This window comes from Neobacillus sp. C211, assembly GCF_051842875.1.
Taxonomy (GTDB): domain Bacteria; phylum Bacillota; class Bacilli; order Bacillales; family Cytobacillaceae; genus Neobacillus.
On sequence record NZ_JBPXRO010000006.1, the window covers coordinates 1 to 15,628 of the forward strand.

General features: G+C 38.6%; 15 protein-coding genes and 1 pseudogene. 12 read left to right on the forward strand and 4 right to left on the reverse strand.

The genetic code is table 11. The annotated features are described in order from the left end of the window. Positions 1-125 precede the first annotated feature (125 nt). Positions 126-1,475 carry an NAD-dependent malic enzyme gene (locus tag ACSU6B_RS07630; RefSeq protein ID WP_410884072.1) on the forward strand — a complete coding sequence of 450 codons (1,350 nt, stop codon included), beginning with the start codon at positions 126-128 and terminating at the stop codon, positions 1,473-1,475. Between the two features lie 208 nt (positions 1,476-1,683). Here ACSU6B_RS07630 and guaC read toward each other — a convergent pair whose 3' ends face one another. Beyond that, positions 1,684-2,667 (reverse strand): GMP reductase, encoded by a 984-nt coding sequence (gene guaC, locus ACSU6B_RS07635; protein ID WP_215007074.1) that lies wholly within the window; start codon positions 2,665-2,667, stop codon positions 1,684-1,686. A 287-nt stretch (positions 2,668-2,954) separates the two neighbouring features. Here guaC and ACSU6B_RS07640 point away from each other — a divergent pair, with 287 nt between their 5' ends. From ACSU6B_RS07640 to ACSU6B_RS07670, 7 genes are all read left to right on the forward strand, one after another. Then, positions 2,955-4,418, forward strand: a complete 1,464-nt coding sequence (locus ACSU6B_RS07640; protein WP_215007071.1) for a sensor histidine kinase — start codon at positions 2,955-2,957, stop codon at positions 4,416-4,418. Next, on the forward strand, positions 4,415-5,107 hold the full coding sequence (locus ACSU6B_RS07645; protein ID WP_215007068.1) for a response regulator transcription factor: 693 nt from the start codon (positions 4,415-4,417) through the stop codon (positions 5,105-5,107). The genes ACSU6B_RS07640 and ACSU6B_RS07645 overlap by 4 nt, the downstream gene beginning before the upstream one ends. Before the next feature lie 15 nt (positions 5,108-5,122). Beyond that, positions 5,123-5,737, forward strand: a complete 615-nt coding sequence (locus tag ACSU6B_RS07650; RefSeq protein ID WP_410884074.1) for a hypothetical protein — start codon at positions 5,123-5,125, stop codon at positions 5,735-5,737. Next, positions 5,737-6,396 carry a DUF2306 domain-containing protein gene (locus ACSU6B_RS07655; protein WP_410884076.1) on the forward strand — a complete coding sequence of 220 codons (660 nt, stop codon included), beginning with the start codon at positions 5,737-5,739 and terminating at the stop codon, positions 6,394-6,396. Before ACSU6B_RS07650 ends, ACSU6B_RS07655 begins: the two co-directional genes overlap by 1 nt. Positions 6,397-6,552: 156 nt before the next feature. Next, positions 6,553-7,665: a DUF1835 domain-containing protein gene (locus tag ACSU6B_RS07660; protein WP_410884078.1), complete on the forward strand. Its 1,113-nt coding sequence runs from the start codon at positions 6,553-6,555 to the stop codon at positions 7,663-7,665. A 335-nt stretch (positions 7,666-8,000) separates the two neighbouring features. Continuing rightward, positions 8,001-8,201, forward strand: a complete 201-nt coding sequence (fbpA, locus tag ACSU6B_RS07665) for a Fur-regulated basic protein FbpA (RefSeq protein ID WP_142292131.1) — start codon at positions 8,001-8,003, stop codon at positions 8,199-8,201. A gap of 319 nt (positions 8,202-8,520) precedes the next feature. Continuing rightward, positions 8,521-8,805 carry a hypothetical protein gene (locus ACSU6B_RS07670; RefSeq protein WP_215007058.1) on the forward strand — a complete coding sequence of 95 codons (285 nt, stop codon included), beginning with the start codon at positions 8,521-8,523 and terminating at the stop codon, positions 8,803-8,805. A 45-nt stretch (positions 8,806-8,850) separates the two neighbouring features. Here the strand turns inward: ACSU6B_RS07670 and ACSU6B_RS07675 are convergent. Next, positions 8,851-9,276 (reverse strand): annotated as a pseudogene (locus ACSU6B_RS07675) (multicopper oxidase domain-containing protein); the annotation flags it as partial. A gap of 181 nt (positions 9,277-9,457) precedes the next feature. Between ACSU6B_RS07675 and ACSU6B_RS07680 the strand changes: the two are divergent. After that, complete coding sequence (locus ACSU6B_RS07680) at positions 9,458-9,997, forward strand: hypothetical protein (protein ID WP_439276688.1); 540 nt, start codon at positions 9,458-9,460, stop codon at positions 9,995-9,997. Between the two features lie 201 nt (positions 9,998-10,198). On the opposite strand, the gene ACSU6B_RS07685 is transcribed toward ACSU6B_RS07680, so the two are convergent. Together ACSU6B_RS07685 and ACSU6B_RS07690 are read right to left on the reverse strand one after the other, a co-directional pair. Further along, positions 10,199-11,110: an EamA family transporter gene (locus tag ACSU6B_RS07685; protein WP_410884083.1), complete on the reverse strand. Its 912-nt coding sequence runs from the start codon at positions 11,108-11,110 to the stop codon at positions 10,199-10,201. Positions 11,111-11,372: 262 nt separating this feature from the next. After that, entirely contained in the window at positions 11,373-12,275 is a 903-nt protein-coding gene (locus ACSU6B_RS07690) for a DMT family transporter (RefSeq protein WP_410884085.1), read from the reverse strand. A 167-nt stretch (positions 12,276-12,442) separates the two neighbouring features. Here ACSU6B_RS07690 and ACSU6B_RS07695 point away from each other — a divergent pair, with 167 nt between their 5' ends. From ACSU6B_RS07695 to ACSU6B_RS07705, 3 genes are all read left to right on the forward strand, one after another. After that, complete coding sequence (locus ACSU6B_RS07695) at positions 12,443-13,345, forward strand: VanW family protein (protein WP_410884087.1); 903 nt, start codon at positions 12,443-12,445, stop codon at positions 13,343-13,345. Between the two features lie 141 nt (positions 13,346-13,486). Next, positions 13,487-13,996 (forward strand): protease inhibitor I9 family protein, encoded by a 510-nt coding sequence (locus ACSU6B_RS07700; protein WP_410884089.1) that lies wholly within the window; start codon positions 13,487-13,489, stop codon positions 13,994-13,996. Between the two features lie 80 nt (positions 13,997-14,076). After that, positions 14,077-15,621, forward strand: coding sequence for a spore germination protein (locus tag ACSU6B_RS07705; protein WP_410884091.1), 1,545 nt, complete (start codon positions 14,077-14,079; stop codon positions 15,619-15,621). Positions 15,622-15,628 lie beyond the last annotated feature (7 nt).

Consider the following 15,628-nt stretch of genomic DNA (forward strand, 5'->3'; position numbering starts at 1 on the left):
AACATACCAATCATTTATTTAAATGGTCAAAAGAAATTGTATAAAATGTTAACGATCAAAGAGGAAAATGGGAGTCACTTCTTCCCTTGCCCATTCATAGACAAGTAGTTTTGGAGGAATTAGATATGATTAGCAAACAAATTATTCGAACGTTGATGGTAGAAACACCTTCCTTCCCCGGTAATCTCGGGAAAGTAGCAACGACAATTGGTCTTGCAGGTGGAGATATAGGGGAAATAGAAACGGTAAAGGTAGGTCCAAATTACACAATACGTAATATTACTGTTCAGGTCGATCATGAGGAGCAGATAGAAGAATTGGCAGACGCTCTCTCCCGGTTAGACGGGGGAATTCGTCTTCATACTGTTTCAGATGAAGTCCTTCATGCACATGAAGGAGGGAAAATTCATATGAAAAGTAAAGTGAATCTTCAAACATTAGCTGATTTAAGAAGAGTTTATACACCAGGTGTGGCCGATGTTTGCCGAATTATCGAGGCAGAACCGGATAAAGCAAAAATTTATACGAGTATTGGTAATTCGGTAGCGATCGTTACTGACGGAACCGCGATTCTTGGCCTGGGAGACATCGGCCCTGTTGCCGGAATGCCAGTTATGGAGGGGAAGGCTGTTCTCTTCGACCAATTAGCCGGTATTAATGGGATTCCGATTCTTCTTAATACGAAAGACCCGGATGAGATTGTACGGACAGTGAAAAATATTTCTCCGGGTTATAGTGGTATTTTACTCGAAGATATAGGTTCTCCACACTGTTTCGAGGTCGAAGAACGACTTAAGAAGGAGCTGGATATTCCTGTAATGCATGATGATCAGCATGGAACGGCTGTCGTTACCCTGGCTGCCACGATATCAGCGTGTAAAAGTGCCGGTATTGACTTGAAAAATGCACAAGTTGGCCAGATTGGCCTTGGAGCAGCAGGGTTGGCGATTTCTCGAATGCTTATGGCATACGGAGTAAAGGCTGTATTTGGAGCAGATTTATCTCCGGATGCGAAGGCGAGGTTAGAGAACTATGGCGGTCATCCAGTTGATAGCATTGAACTATTATTGAGGAACTGTGATATCGTTATCGCTACTACAGGTGTTCCTGGACTGATTCAACAGCAATGGGTACGCCCAGGGCAGGTGATTTTAGCATTATCAAACCCTAAACCGGAAATCGAACCGGAATTAGCCCTGCAGGCGGGAGCTGCATATGCGGCAGATGGCCGCTCTGTTAACAATGTTCTTGGATTTCCTGGTATTTTTCGAGGAGCTTTAAACGCGCAAGCTAGTGAAATCACCCATCCTATGCTAGTCGCTGCCGCTGAAGCGATCGCAGCATGTACTAAACTTGGAGATTTGGTTCCGCATCCTTTAGATTTACATGTTCATGAAATGGTGACCGAAGCGGTTGAAAGAGCGGCTGTTCAATCTAATAGGAAAGTAGACGGAGCGGAATACCTGCCAAACTAGGATAAGAGGAAGTCGATCAAAACTAGTTCAATATCATCAAAATTCACTTGCTAAGCGGAAGCTATTCAGCCATTGCCCAAAGGGTTCATTGGTAAGGTGAGCTATTTTTCGTAATTCAATGAAATTGTTTAACAACAGATAAAGGACGCTTTTGGCGTCCCTTTTCCATTTATAACCACTAATAGTTTATACAGAACTCTTCAACCCTTTAATAGACCTTATCCCCATTAAAGATTGAATTCTTAACAACCACATAATCTACATTACGGATGGCTGCTAACTTATTTCCTCCTGCGTAAGAAATAGAGGATTGAAGGTCTTGTTCCATTTCTATCAACGTTTCTTTTAAAGAGCCTTTGTACTCAACAAACATTTTTTTGCCTTCTACATTTTTCTTTTCCCCTTTTTGAAATTCCGATGCTGATCCAAAGTATTCTTTATAACACTTACCATCTTTCTCGATCGTTTCTCCTGGCGACTCTTCGTGTCCTGCAAACAATGAACCAATCATCACCATGGTTGCCCCGAATCTAATGGATTTGGCGATATCACCATGTGTGCGAATCCCTCCGTCAGCAATAATCGGCTTACTTGCTGCCTTTGCACACCAACGCAGCGCAGCTAATTGCCAGCCGCCAGTCCCAAATCCAGTCTTAATCTTGGTGATACATACCTTCCCAGGTCCAATCCCAACTTTAGTCGCATCCGCACCAGCGTGCTCTAATTCTCTGACTGCTTCTGGAGTTCCGACATTTCCAGCTATGACAAAACTGTTAGGTATGTACTTCTTAATATGCTGAATCATTTTAATTACCGCATTGGAATGACCATGTGCGATATCAATGGTTATAAATTCGGGTGAAATCTGTTCATCCGCTAATTGTTTGATAAATTGGTACTCCTCCTCTTTAACTCCAACACTGATAGATGACAATAAACCGCGTGATTTCATATCTTTGATAAATGATAATCGCTTACCTGGCTCAAAACGATGCATGATATAAAAGTAACCATTTTCAGCTAAGTAAATGGCTATCTTTTCGTCGATAATTGTCTGCATATTTGCAGGAACCACCGGCAGCTTAAATGTATGCCCGCCAAAGGATACAGTTGTATCACACTCAGAGCGACTATTTACAACACTTTTTGCCGGAATCAATTGGATATCTTCATAATCAAATACATTTTCCATAATTGTCCTCCTTGAAAACAAACAGTAATTAGCTTAAATGTTCACTCAATGCAAAGATAGGGTTATCGGTTTCAATTGGTCTCCTATACATTGAGCTAATTCAATGATAGTCCTTTTTGGAATCAAACTACACTGTTTAAATAATTTTTATACTTTTTTTAGGATTGGTTTAGAAGGGATTTATAATTCCCGGTTATGATAAATAACAGAAAGCGTTGGCTGGCCTAGTTTGGAGATATATCAGGGTTCATTCTGTTCGAAAAAAAATGCGTTAAGGAGATTCGCTCATGTCGATCAAGACGAGACTACTACTATCCTATATGGCCATGACCTTCATTCCCATCGTGTTGTTCGCCTTAATTTCCACAACACTTGTTTCAGCTTTTTATAAGGATATGGCTGGAACCAGGGATGGTAGGGGAATGCCAGCCTTTTGGGAAACGGCCAATCAACGCAGAGACCTGATTGCCGGCGTGAAGTTTATGACAAAAAATGACCCAGACCGATTCAACGACAACGAGTTCTTGAAAAGCACGGACAAACAATTGAATCGTGTTCATTCAGGACTCGTGGTAATGAAAGATAATCGAACTGGCTTCACTTCCCCTTTCGTGAACCGCCTTGATCTAAATACTACTGAGATTAAGGAGATGCAAAGGGGACAGACTCATGGCCGATGGGGAAAAAGTCGTTTTTCAGTGGAAAAGTACGATATCACTCTTAGCGATGACACTACAGGTACAGTATATATATTTTCTGATTTATATCCTTTTTTCAAGGAAGCAAGAAAGTTTTTCCCGCTGCTGGTATTGTCGCTGCTACTTGTTATTGGCCTAACGAATGGTATTCTTACCTATTTAGTTTCCCGAAGTTTTATCAAACCTTTGTACACGCTAAAACATGCTGCAGAACAAATTAAAAAAGGGATCCTTGCTCATGAGGTGAAGTTGGACCGCAGAGATGAATTCGGAGAATTGGGGGCTTCCTTTGATGAAATGCGCGCCCGCTTGAACGAATCGATCCATCTTCAGCTACAGTATGAAGAGAACCGGAAAGAATTAATTTCAAACATTTCACATGATCTGAAAACGCCGATTACTGGAATTAAAGCGTGCGTTCAAGGCATTCAAGATGGAATCGCAGATACGGTTTCGAAAAGGGATAAATATATAAATATGATCGCGAAAAAAGCGGACGATATGGATCAATTGATAGACGAATTGATGTTGTATTCTAAGCTTGATTTAAAACGACTGCCATTTGATTTGAAACCTCTGGACATTCGCGGGTATTTGCAGAATTATATAGAAGAATTACGTCTCGACCTGCGGATGGAGAATATTAAGATTACGTTCTCTTCCGTCAGCGACAGACCGGTTCTCGTTATGGGAGACCATGAAAAGATGAGCAGGGTAATGATGAATATAATCGACAACAGCTTAAAATATATGAACAACGAACAAAAGGAAATCAAGGTGGAATTGTTCGACGACGAGGCAAAAGCAACAGTACACATCCTGGATAACGGACCGGGAATTGACAGCGAGGAACTCCTCCATATTTTCAAACGTTTTTACCGGGCAGAACCTTCGAGAAATACAGAATCGGGAGGTACAGGCCTTGGTCTCGCTATTGTCAAACAGATGGTCGAAGGACAAGGTGGAACCGTTTGGGCTGAAAGTCAATTAGGGGAAGGGACAAGCATTTATTTTACACTACCAAAGATCAATCATAAGGGTGAGGACGAGTGAAACGAATTTTAATCATCGAGGACGATCAGGTTATTGTGGAAGTGGAAAAAGATTATTTAGAAGCAAGCGGCTATGAGGTAGATATCGCTATTAGCGGAGAGGTGGGTCTAAAAAAGGCCTTGGAAGAGGAATATGATTTGATCATTCTCGACCTCATGCTTCCAAATACAGATGGATTTGAAATCTGCAGGCACGTCCGACAAGCGAAAAACATCCCAATTTTAATGGTTTCCGCCAAGAGGGAAGAAATTGATAAAATACGCGGGCTTGGCCTCGGGGCAGATGATTATGTGACCAAGCCCTTCAGTGTGGGCGAGCTGGTGGCACGGGTCAAGGCACATCTGGCACGTTATGACCGGTTAATGACAGATAACTTCGCGAGACAAAAAGACGAAATAAGGATTCGAGGAATTCGTATTGATAAGTTATCTCGAAAAGTGTTCGTAAATGAAACCGAAATTCCGTTTACCTCAAAAGAGTTTGATTTATTACTATTTTTGGCCATCCATCCTAATCAGGTGTTCAGTAAAGACGAGCTGTTTGAAAAGATTTGGGGATTGGATTCCATCGGGGACAATGCCACGGTAACTGTTTTTATTGGAAAATTGCGTGAAAAAATTGAAACGAACCCGTCAAAACCACAATATATTGAGACGATTTGGGGTGTCGGGTATCGGTTTAATGTATAACAAGGGGGGAATCATATGAGGAAATTGAATCTTACCCAGAGAAGATGGCTGATTATCTTACATTTATTATTTGCTGCAATCATGTTCGGGGTGGCCATTGTTTTTTTAATTCTAAGTATAACTGCGGCTAACACGAACGATGCTGGTGTGCTCAAGGCATGTTATATAAGTATGCATATGCTAGCCCAGACATCGGTTCGTGCATCCACGATTGGCACGGTGGTAACGGGGATTTTGCTATCTGTGCTTACGCAATGGGGCTTGTTCAAATTTTACTGGATTATCGTCAAAGAAGGTTTGACGGTCCTCTCAATCTTATTAGGTCCTTTCGCAATGTATACCTTAACGCTAAAAGCAGTAACGTTGACAACTAGTGGAGGGCTAAACGCTCTTACGGATCCATCGTTCACAGTAAACAAGTGGCAGCTATGGATCGGAATTATCCTTCAGATTATTTCGCTTGGAGCGATGTTTGTAATTTCGGTATTTAAACCATGGGGACAGCGAAAACAAAAAAAGCATCGAACCTTGCTTGAAGATGAAGGGGAGAAGAGACATGATTTAGAAATTAGGAAAGAAAAAGGAAACAGCAGAAGAGATTCGGTTGAAGAGTCTGGAGTGTGTAAGTAGTGAAACCTAAAAAAAGTTGGTGGATTTTATTTATTATCTCATTAGGAGTCATCATTCCTTTTGTGGTTCCTTATTTAACATTAAATCCCGCCAATAGCCGAGTATCTATCACATCGTCTGGCATGCAATTTCCCTTATTAATTGCACATATTGTAACAGCATGTTTGGCACTACTATCCGGTTTTTTCCAATTCGTTGGACATTTTCGAATCAAAACACCAAAAGTCCATCGCTTTCTTGGCAGAGTGTATGTAGGCAGTGTCTTAATAAGCGGTGGGCTTGGTCTAGTATATGTTTCGTATATTGAAAATTTTTCGAAAGCCACTTCTTTTCTTGTATTGTCACTTATCTGGCTTTTTACCTGTTGGAAAGGATATCGTACGGCAGTAAGAAAACAAATTGCAGATCATCGCAAATGGATGATTCGAAGCTTTGGTGTCACGTTAGTGGCAGTAAGCGGCCGAATAGTGGTGCCAGTTTTGCTGCTAACCTATTACGCGTTAAATGGCTTCACTCTTCCTGGAGGGAGAGTGAAGATGGTCGAGGAAGTTCTGAATGTAAATATATGGGTGGGGCTAATAGCTAATTTCATTGTCGTTGAGTGGGGAATCCTTCGTAAAGGTGTCAGGCACCATGTGAAAAATTCACATGGTGCCTGACACCTATTTTTACTGGTAAAAAACTAATAAATCGTTTGATTAGAATGTTGATAGGGTGTAAATAATCGAGAAAGAGGGATTTTTAGAAGGTTGATTGAAATATATTTATAGGGGATGGTCCCCTCAAAAGTTTAAATTAAGAAGGGGAATAGCGGTATGAAAACGCAAGATCATTATCCATATATTTATTTTTTCACGGAGCCAAATGTCGTGTTTGTTTACAAAATTGAAGGGGAAGATTATTTAACCGCATCTGAATTGTCGCAACAAGGAGAATGGGAAACGTATGAGATCCGCCACGCGGTTGAATTTCGATGCTTTAATCATGAAGCACATATTCCCCTTGTAGGGCGGGGTTATTTTCTTCGCCAAGACGATCTCAACTTCATGGCAGGAAAAATCAATCAACTCATTCAAAGTCAGCGGAAAGTAAGTTCCTTTAACTATCAGAATAAGGGCGCATTCCATCTAGTTTCTTCCGACTCGACTGCGGGTGCATTAAGGGTAGGCTTAGACCGGCCAAAGACGGTGATTGGATTTTATGATTTTTTTTCGATCGGGCCTTTATGGAAACTTGATCAAAAGGCGGGCCAAGATTTTCGTTTTGAATGGTTGAATGAGCATATTAATGTAGAGCAGGATGATTTTGAATTACAAAATAACTTTTCCAAGACGTTGTTAGAAATAGAGGATATTCCTGAGTTTGTGCCTATTTACATATGGACGGCCAATAATGGCAACGAACAAACGGGTCTTCGTTTTATTCTTCATTTATTAAAAGAGAAAGATAATGATATTGTTCTACTCAATACGACCGAACTTCATCATCAACGGATCGACTCCAACAATAAAAAACTATACTCCAGCATGCTTCACCCCAATCAATTAAAACAACTACTAGACCAAGCACTATCGACGGAACCTTTATCGTATCAGGAGCGTATCCAATTCCAAAGAGATTGGGAAGTACTGGCGCAATCGAAAGATGTCCTTCGTTTATGGAAGAATGGACGTGTTACCAGTGTTCCCGAAGATTATTTTGATGACCTCATCCTAAAAACAGTCGGCCATTTGCAAAGGGAGCAACAAAACAAAGACTTTATTAAGACTGGAAAAGTGATTGGTGAAACATTACATCAAATGGAAGAAATGGTTGGTGACTTTTATTTAGAATATCGAATCCGGCATTTAATTTATTTTGGATTCCTTGAGTTAAAAGGGATACCAAGATCAATGCGGCATTATAGTGTAAAATTACGTGAAAAATAGACCTGAAAAAAATTGTAAATTTTCCAATTATTGATTGACAGGAAAATCCAAGGATGATAATATCCTATTAAGTAATCAGATAAGTATTATCGGAATTAAAAGTGGTGAACAAACAAGGACACCTTTTGAAGAAATGATCTCAATCTTACGAATAAAATAACATAGTTACCCAGTCAACTGGAGACACAAATTAAAGTGTCTCCTTTTTGTTTTTAAAGATTAATACACTAGTCGACTATTCGGATAGAGACTTCTCGCACCTATGAGAAGTCTATTTTTTTATCTATTTTAAAAGAGCTGATTCTAATGAGACGATTAATAAAGGAGAGGATTTCATGGAAAATATACTTCGGAATGCTGTGGAACAAAGAAGGAAAACATTAATTAACATTCTGCTTACCTTTAAAATCTTTGATAGTGAGGAACAGCTTTTGAAGTTACCTTTAACAGATTTAGAAAATGAATACAAAAGATTAAAGTCGAATTGTCATCCTCATAGTGATACAGGCTCGATTCAATGGAAAAATAAAATATAAACTTAGGGCGAACAGTGATATTCACTGTTCGCCTATTTACTTACTTTTAATAAAATTTGTAAATCTTGTTTGTTTGTGAAACTAAGCCAGTTATTTGCTAAGCATTCCAACAGCCTAGTTTTTCAATAATCTCTGCATATTTGCAGGCACCAAAGGCAACTTAAACATATAGCTTCAAAGGATACGGTTGTATTACACGCAGATACTGAATCCAAACATACGGAATGTGTTACCTCTAGGTAGTCACTAGTCATTGAAATGAAAGTGTATGATTTTAATTTAGAACTTTATAAACATATTTTTAAAAGGAGATACACCGATGACAAACGAAGATTATGAATTAAATTTAGTAAATAAAGCGATTGAGAATGCTCCTGCTTGGTTAAATGATGACCTTGAAGGGATAGCAAAAAAGGAGAAAACCAAACTCAGAATAAGCTTTGTGGTTTCCGAACTTTATTCGAGATATACATTTAGCTACCGGCATATTACAGCATCAATGAATCATAGTTCAGAATGGTCCACTACTGCCCGAGAAAGATTGAACTTCATTGATAACAATATTGACTTAATTCAGTATATGATCAAGAGAATGGAAGAATAAATTAGGAAATTGATATAAAATGTATTTTTGACAGAGCACCGTCCATCATCGGATCACAATAAACGGTCTCATCATCTCATAATCCTCGTGCTCCAAGATATGACAGTGCCAAACATACAGCCCTGTAAAAGGACCAAACTTCATGATAGCTCGAGTAACTTGGTTAGGATTAGCTCGAACGGTATCCTTCCAGCCTCGTTCTTGTGGTTCGGGAGGGATCGCCGGACCCATATAATCGATGATATTCTCCCTTTTATACTTTTCTACATCAAACTCTCTACGGTCTAAGATTTGAAAATCAACTAAGTGGAGATGAATTGGGTGGGAATCCTTCGTTAAGCTAATAATATACCATATTTCAGTGAAGCCCAATTTTGGATTTTCAGTGATCGGGGCATCCCACTGTTTATTATCCAACAGGATCCACTCTCGACCGTATGGATCCATATTGTCATTTAAAGTTAAGTATCGGAAGAAAGGACGAGCTGGTGGGTGAAAAATTATTAAAGCAGCCATTCTAAGAGCTCTAGCGTTTATTGCCGTTATCATATTATCGATCGGTTTTTTTATATTAATATCCGCTATTCAAGAAGCATTGTTTATTCCTAAAGATTATATCATCTGGATTTTTAAATCACCCTACTCAGGGTTGGTGATTATTTTTGAGATTTATCTATTTATTGGTTTTTTCTATCTTTTCAATAAAGATTTGAGGGAGATCTGGAGAAATGGGAGACTTTTTAAAAAGTACAGAAAACTAGTGATTGCTGCTTTCTCCACCTTCAATGTTGTTTTGATATATACGATTATTTCAGCTGTTGCTGTAATAACCCACGACAAGATTATCGATTATTCATTTCTATCTCCACAAGGCAGGGAATATAGCCTTGTGGAGATTGTAAAGATTAATACAGGAGTGTACGGTAAGGGGCGTCCTTCTCTGTTTAAACACTCAAAGGGTGATTTCTTTTACATTATTGAACTAAATGATGGTACAAAGATTGATTTGACTCAAGTGGGTGGAGTAAAAAATGATGAAGATGAGCGTTTTGTCATTGAAAAACTTGATATTCAATTAGTAAACATGGGTATCACGAAAGAATCAAGTATGAAAAACTTCGAATACAGTAAGAAAGGCTTAGCTAAGGTCTATACTGATAAAATACGGAACATATTGGAAAATATGAAATAAAATAAAGATCAAGGATTCGCTCATTGAAACACCATATTCGCCCATAAAGGTTCAAAATTCGCCCATAAAAACCCGGAATTCGCCCATAAATCTCAAAAATTCGCCCATAGAAAGAATAGTAGGCAATAAAACTGGCGAACAGTGCACTGTTCGCCAGTTTTATTTTGAATTTGTTAGGCGGGGAATCCCACCACGACAATTTTATGTCAAAGATTCACTTTCTAAAGAGACTGATTCCACTTTAGTTGTGGGCAGTTTAACATTGCCCGCCACAATTCCGCCTAAAATAAGGGCCACTCCGAGCCATTGTGACAAACTTACGTTTTCGGCTAAGACGAGCGATGACAAGATAACCGCAACCGGAAGTTCTGAAGCTGTTAATATCGTTCCAAGTCCTGGGCCGATATGCTTCATTCCAATAGAAAATAAGAGCGGTGGCAATGCTACGCCAAATAGTCCAAGGATCAATCCATACGGTGCTACTCCCATTAAAACTGGTAAGTGGAATAAATCCGTTGGCGTGAAAAATAAAAAAACAGTGATCAATCCGCCAGTGGAAAGTAGAGCACTTTTCTGCACGGGTGGTGTATCTTTTTCCACGGAGCCGCTAAGAAAGATGAGAGCGGTATACGTTAAAGCGGAAAGCAGACCCCAAACTATCCCCTGCCATGATATATGAACGCCGCCTTCTGTAATAATGCCGGCTGCTAAAATAGAGCCAATGATTAAAATACCAATCGAAACCATTTTCCCGGTGCTTGGTGTTTTTTTATAAACTATCCACTCAATTAAAGAGCCAATCCATACAAATTGAAATAAAAAGATGATCGCAAGTGAAGCATCCAGGGTTTGCAGTGACTGATAATAAAATACACCTGTTAAACCAACAGGAATTCCTGATAAAAGTAATTTACCTATTTGAGGTAGAGAAAGTTTTTTCTTTTTCGAAAAAAGAGCGACCCCCCAGATTAGCAAGGTCCCAAGTAAGTATTGACTTCCTGTTACCTGTGTCACGGTAAAACCTGCCGTGTAAGCAAGCTTTACAAAGGTCGATAATACTCCGTAACAGCAGCCGCCTAAAAAAACAATTAGTGCATATTGCCAAGTTTTCATTTTTCCTACTCCTTTCATTCCATAAAAAAAGCCACACAGCTCTCATATGAAAGCTGTGTGGCGAAAATAGAGATATCTCTAGAAAAGTCCACAAACAAATGAATTTTGTTATTTAATTTGACTTTGTTACTTTAAAACAATTGAAAAAGAATGTCAATGAAATTATTCCTCGAAATAGAGCGGTCCTTATTGAACCGCTCTATTTTGTTATTTCTTATTGAAGTGGAAATAACAAAAAAAACCAGGTGGGATCAGACCTCTATTACGGTGTAGTTGTGGGAGTTTGCCCTTTTTTCGCAACGTTTAATTCGAGTTTTTCACTTAAGAAAGTGGAGCCCAGAACCAGGCCGCCGCCAATCATTTGAATCCATGTCATGCCCTCGCTTAAGAAAATTGAGGCAATGATCACAGCTGAAATCGGATCAATGTAGCTAAGAACAGCAATTGTTTGCCCCTTGAGTTCTTGGAGAGAAGTAAAGTATAAAAAATAAGCAAAACCCGTATGCACAATACCAAGGATCAAGATAAAAATAATCGAAGTTGGGTTTAAACGACCCAAGTCTAGATTGCCCTGCCACAGTACATAGGGAAACAGAACCAAGGCGCCTGCCATTAATTGCACTAACGTGATTTCGAAACCAGATAAATTTTTGATGAATTTGTTCATTAAGACTACACTTGCATAAAATGCGGCCGCTAAAAGGCCATAGAAAATACCGAGGGTGTTGTTCTGCGAACCGCTTGTACCGCCAGCTCCAGGATTAACGATTAAAAATAGACCAATCATTGCCATTACGATGCAAATAACCTTCACACTTGTTAGTTTTTCTTTCAGTAACCATGGTGCTAGGATCATCACAAATATCGGTGCAAAGTAATAGCTAATGGTGGCATTAGATATCGTTGTATACCGATAGGACTCAAATAAAAAAATCCAATTAAGGCCAATCGCAGCCCCTGATAATAGAAGAAGAAGCGCATTTTCTTTTAACACTTGATAAGATGGCTTATGTTTGACAAGGAAACTAACAAGAAGAAGGAATAGACTTCCGATGACCCCTCTTAAAAACGCTATTTCACTTGAAGACAGCTCAATCTTTTTTACAAAAACCCCGATGCTTCCAAAAATAAGCATCGTTAGGATTAGTCTCATTTTCCCTTTCATGTGGATCCCCCTAGTTCTTTATCTAATACCGAATGACTAATCTTTCAACTGCTGTTGCAGAAGGAGCATATTAAAATCATACCTTACTTTGTTATAAACTTGAATAACGTAAATTGTATGAAATGGATGATTTCGATTCATATTAAATGAAAGGAGGCATCCTGGAAATGAATTTTACTTGGTTATTTGGGCTATTATTTTTATCTCAACAAGTGAATATGCCAGACAGTTTATTAATCACTAACAACGGGCACCCTTTATCGGTTGTTAATTGTACTGATTTATCGATGAACTTACCTGGATTACCTATTATTAATACAGAAAAGTTAAAAAAATGTATGGATCAAATTGACAAACATGTTTATAAAATGCCTAAAAATGCAATGAAAGATGAGTCCGGAAAAATTATACCCGAACATGTTGGTTATCGCTTATATCGTCAGAGGTTCACAGAAAAAGTTTTTTCTTATTATTTTAACAATGGTTCATCTAAAATAGAGATCCCCTTACTTGCCATTTATCCAAGAGTTGACAGTGAATTACTTGGAAATATTCAAAATGAAAAAATCGGTAAATATGTAACATCCTTCAACACGTCTAACAAAGGACGAACCAATAACATTTATCTTGCAACCGAGGCTATTAATAATTTTGTTCTTTTCCCAGGTGAAATATTTTCCTTTAATAAAGTTGTTGGAAAAAGAACAGCAGGAAAAGGATACTTGCCTGCACCAGTGATCCTAAGAGGAGAATTAGCAAAGGATATTGGCGGTGGAATCTGTCAGGTATCATCTACCCTATTTAATGCAGTAGATAATGCCGGATTAGAAGTTACTCAGCGTTCCTCACACAGCAGAAAGGTAACATACATTCCACCTGGGCGGGATGCCACCGTTAGTTGGAATGGACCAGATTTTGTTTTTAAAAATAAATACAATCAACCAATTCTAATACAATCAAAAACGGTAGGAAACCAGTTAACCATCGAGATATATTCTTCAGATGTCATTAACTATACTCCTAAAAAAGTGCCACACCTTCCTTATGATCAAAATCACCTACCCAAGTAAGGTTACGGGGTAATATAAATAGTATTAAACGAAAGCTGCCTGTCTCTTGATCTTGAGTGATAGGCAGTTATTTTTTGCGACAGGGTGGATGAATACTATAGGGTAAAATTCCTTTCAGCTTAAAAAGGAGACGTAAAGATTATGAAGTGTAATAGTGGAGCCATTTTGACAGCAGGCATCATCCTTACTATTATGAGTGGATGTCAGGAAAGTAGTTTTGAGAACAATTTTACTTTAGATAAAGGAAAGATGGTGGAAGAAACGATGACCCCTTCAGTTCATGTAGATCCTGAAATTGACCTCTCAAGCGAACAAACCACCTCGATTATCATTGAATTTAAAACAAAACCAGCGAAAGTAGCTGTTATTGAAGCTGAAGCAAAGGGGATTCCATTAACAATAGAGGAAGCGCAGGAGCAGGTAGAAGAAAGTCATCAAACGTTTCAAAAGGAACTTCACGAGTTATTAGATAAGAACCAAGTCCCCTATACCGTAAGACACAAATATAAAACTGCCTTTAACGGTGTTTCTATGGAATTACCCGCAAATGAAATCAAAGGGTTGGCAGAATTCTCTTCTGTCATTTCAAAAATATCTCTAAATCGAAAAATCAAACTAGACCCTCCTATTTTACCTTCTGAACAACTGTGAAAATAAAGTAAGGTTGTTCTTATCTTTCGTACATAAAGACCCCTATAACTGGAAAACTATATAAAAATTGGGGGTGGTTCATGTTGAAGAAAAGGATCTTAAAGCCACTTTTTAAGAAGCTAAGTACGGAACCACAATTTCAGGAAAAGTCCAATTCACAGGAGATTGATTTAAAAAAACAAGATATTAGCAGTAATTATGATCAAAATTTAGCGACATTTAAGTCCATTTTCAGTGTTCCTAAAAATACGGATGTCAAGGTACGGGAGTTTACCATTCGTGCCCTAAATTGCCGTGCCTTTATCATTTTCATCAGTACAATGGTTGACTTAGAGCATATTAAAGAAAGCATATTGGAAAAATTATTGGGAAACGAGCAACCTTTAGTAAAGATTCCAGATATTGTTTCATACCCAATGGCAAAGACGTCCACCAATATAGAAGAAATTACTGAATTCATTTGTGGTGGAATCACAGCACTCTTTGTGGAAGGCGATTCTCAATGCTATTTATTTGAAACTACGAAAACTCGAGGCCGTTCAATCGAAAAATCAGATAATGAAGTGATTGTAAAAGGAGCAAAAGAAGCTTTTAACGAAAAGGTAGTTGACAATATTGCCTTAATCCGTAAAAAGATTAAAAATGAAAATCTTATCGTGGAAACTAAGATAATTACAAAGCGATCAAGAAACGATGTGTTTCTTGTCTATCAAAAGGACTTGGCAAATGATGAACTCATTCAAACCATAAAAGATAAGTTATCTTCGCTCGAAACCGATAGTATTCTCGATTTAAGTATTTTAGAGCAATACCTTGAGGAACGACCGAGGTCCTTATTTCCAACGATATTATATACGGAACGACCTGACCGGGCAGCTTCATTCATTGAAGAAGGTCACGTTATTTTGTTAATGTCAAATTCACCAAGCTGTCTTGTACTGCCTTGTACCTTTTGGGCATTGTTCCATTCACCGGAAGATCATTACCTACGTACACCATATGGTAACTTTATCAGGATTTTGCGATTTCAAGCTTTATTTGTCGCCGTTTTTGCCTCTCCTATTTATATTGCGATTACAAATTATCATGTAGGGATGATCCCGCCTGATTTATTAATGGCCATTGCTGGAACTAGGGAACGAGTCCCTTTTCCATCTGTTATTGAAATTTTAATGATGGAAATTGCTTTTGAACTTATTCGAGAAGCCGGATTACGTGTGCCATCCCCAATTGGCCCAACGATTGGGATTGTCGGTGCATTAATTTTAGGCCAAGCCGCTGTTCAAGCCAATATTATTAGTCCAATTGTTATCATAGTTATTGCCTTGAGTGGCTTAAGCTCTTTTATTATCAGTGATGTGAGCATGAATTTTGCGATCCGGATCACTCGCTTTTTGTTTATCTTTGCAGCTGCCTTTCTCGGTATTTATGGAGCCACTTCTTTATTTATCCTTGGACTCTTTTATTTAGTTTCCTTAAAATCATTTGGCACTCCTTACTTTGCACCCATGACGCCACATTCCTCCTCGTCAAAGGACTTACTTATCCGTCATGTTCCCTTTAAAGAAAGGTTTCGCCCAGGGTATGTAAAACCAAAGGATATGGTCAAACAAAGAAAGGGATAAAAAATCA

Bases quoted from the DNA above. Each gene is read 5' to 3' on its own strand.
- ACSU6B_RS07670 (WP_215007058.1), top strand. From the start codon at position 8,521: ATGACAAACGAAGATTATGAATTAAATTTAGTAAATAAAGCGATTGAG.
- ACSU6B_RS07685 (WP_410884083.1), bottom strand. From the start codon at position 11,110: ATGAAAACTTGGCAATATGCACTAATTGTTTTTTTAGGCGGCTGCTGT.
- guaC (WP_215007074.1), bottom strand. From the start codon at position 2,667: ATGGAAAATGTATTTGATTATGAAGATATCCAATTGATTCCGGCAAAA.
- ACSU6B_RS07690 (WP_410884085.1), bottom strand. From the start codon at position 12,275: ATGAAAGGGAAAATGAGACTAATCCTAACGATGCTTATTTTTGGAAGC.
- ACSU6B_RS07630 (WP_410884072.1), top strand. From the start codon at position 126: ATGATTAGCAAACAAATTATTCGAACGTTGATGGTAGAAACACCTTCC.
- ACSU6B_RS07660 (WP_410884078.1), top strand. From the start codon at position 6,553: ATGAAAACGCAAGATCATTATCCATATATTTATTTTTTCACGGAGCCA.
- ACSU6B_RS07705 (WP_410884091.1), top strand. From the start codon at position 14,077: ATGTTGAAGAAAAGGATCTTAAAGCCACTTTTTAAGAAGCTAAGTACG.
- ACSU6B_RS07700 (WP_410884089.1), top strand. From the start codon at position 13,487: ATGAAGTGTAATAGTGGAGCCATTTTGACAGCAGGCATCATCCTTACT.
- ACSU6B_RS07695 (WP_410884087.1), top strand. From the start codon at position 12,443: ATGAATTTTACTTGGTTATTTGGGCTATTATTTTTATCTCAACAAGTG.
- ACSU6B_RS07650 (WP_410884074.1), top strand. From the start codon at position 5,123: ATGAGGAAATTGAATCTTACCCAGAGAAGATGGCTGATTATCTTACAT.
- ACSU6B_RS07640 (WP_215007071.1), top strand. From the start codon at position 2,955: ATGTCGATCAAGACGAGACTACTACTATCCTATATGGCCATGACCTTC.
- fbpA (WP_142292131.1), top strand. From the start codon at position 8,001: ATGGAAAATATACTTCGGAATGCTGTGGAACAAAGAAGGAAAACATTA.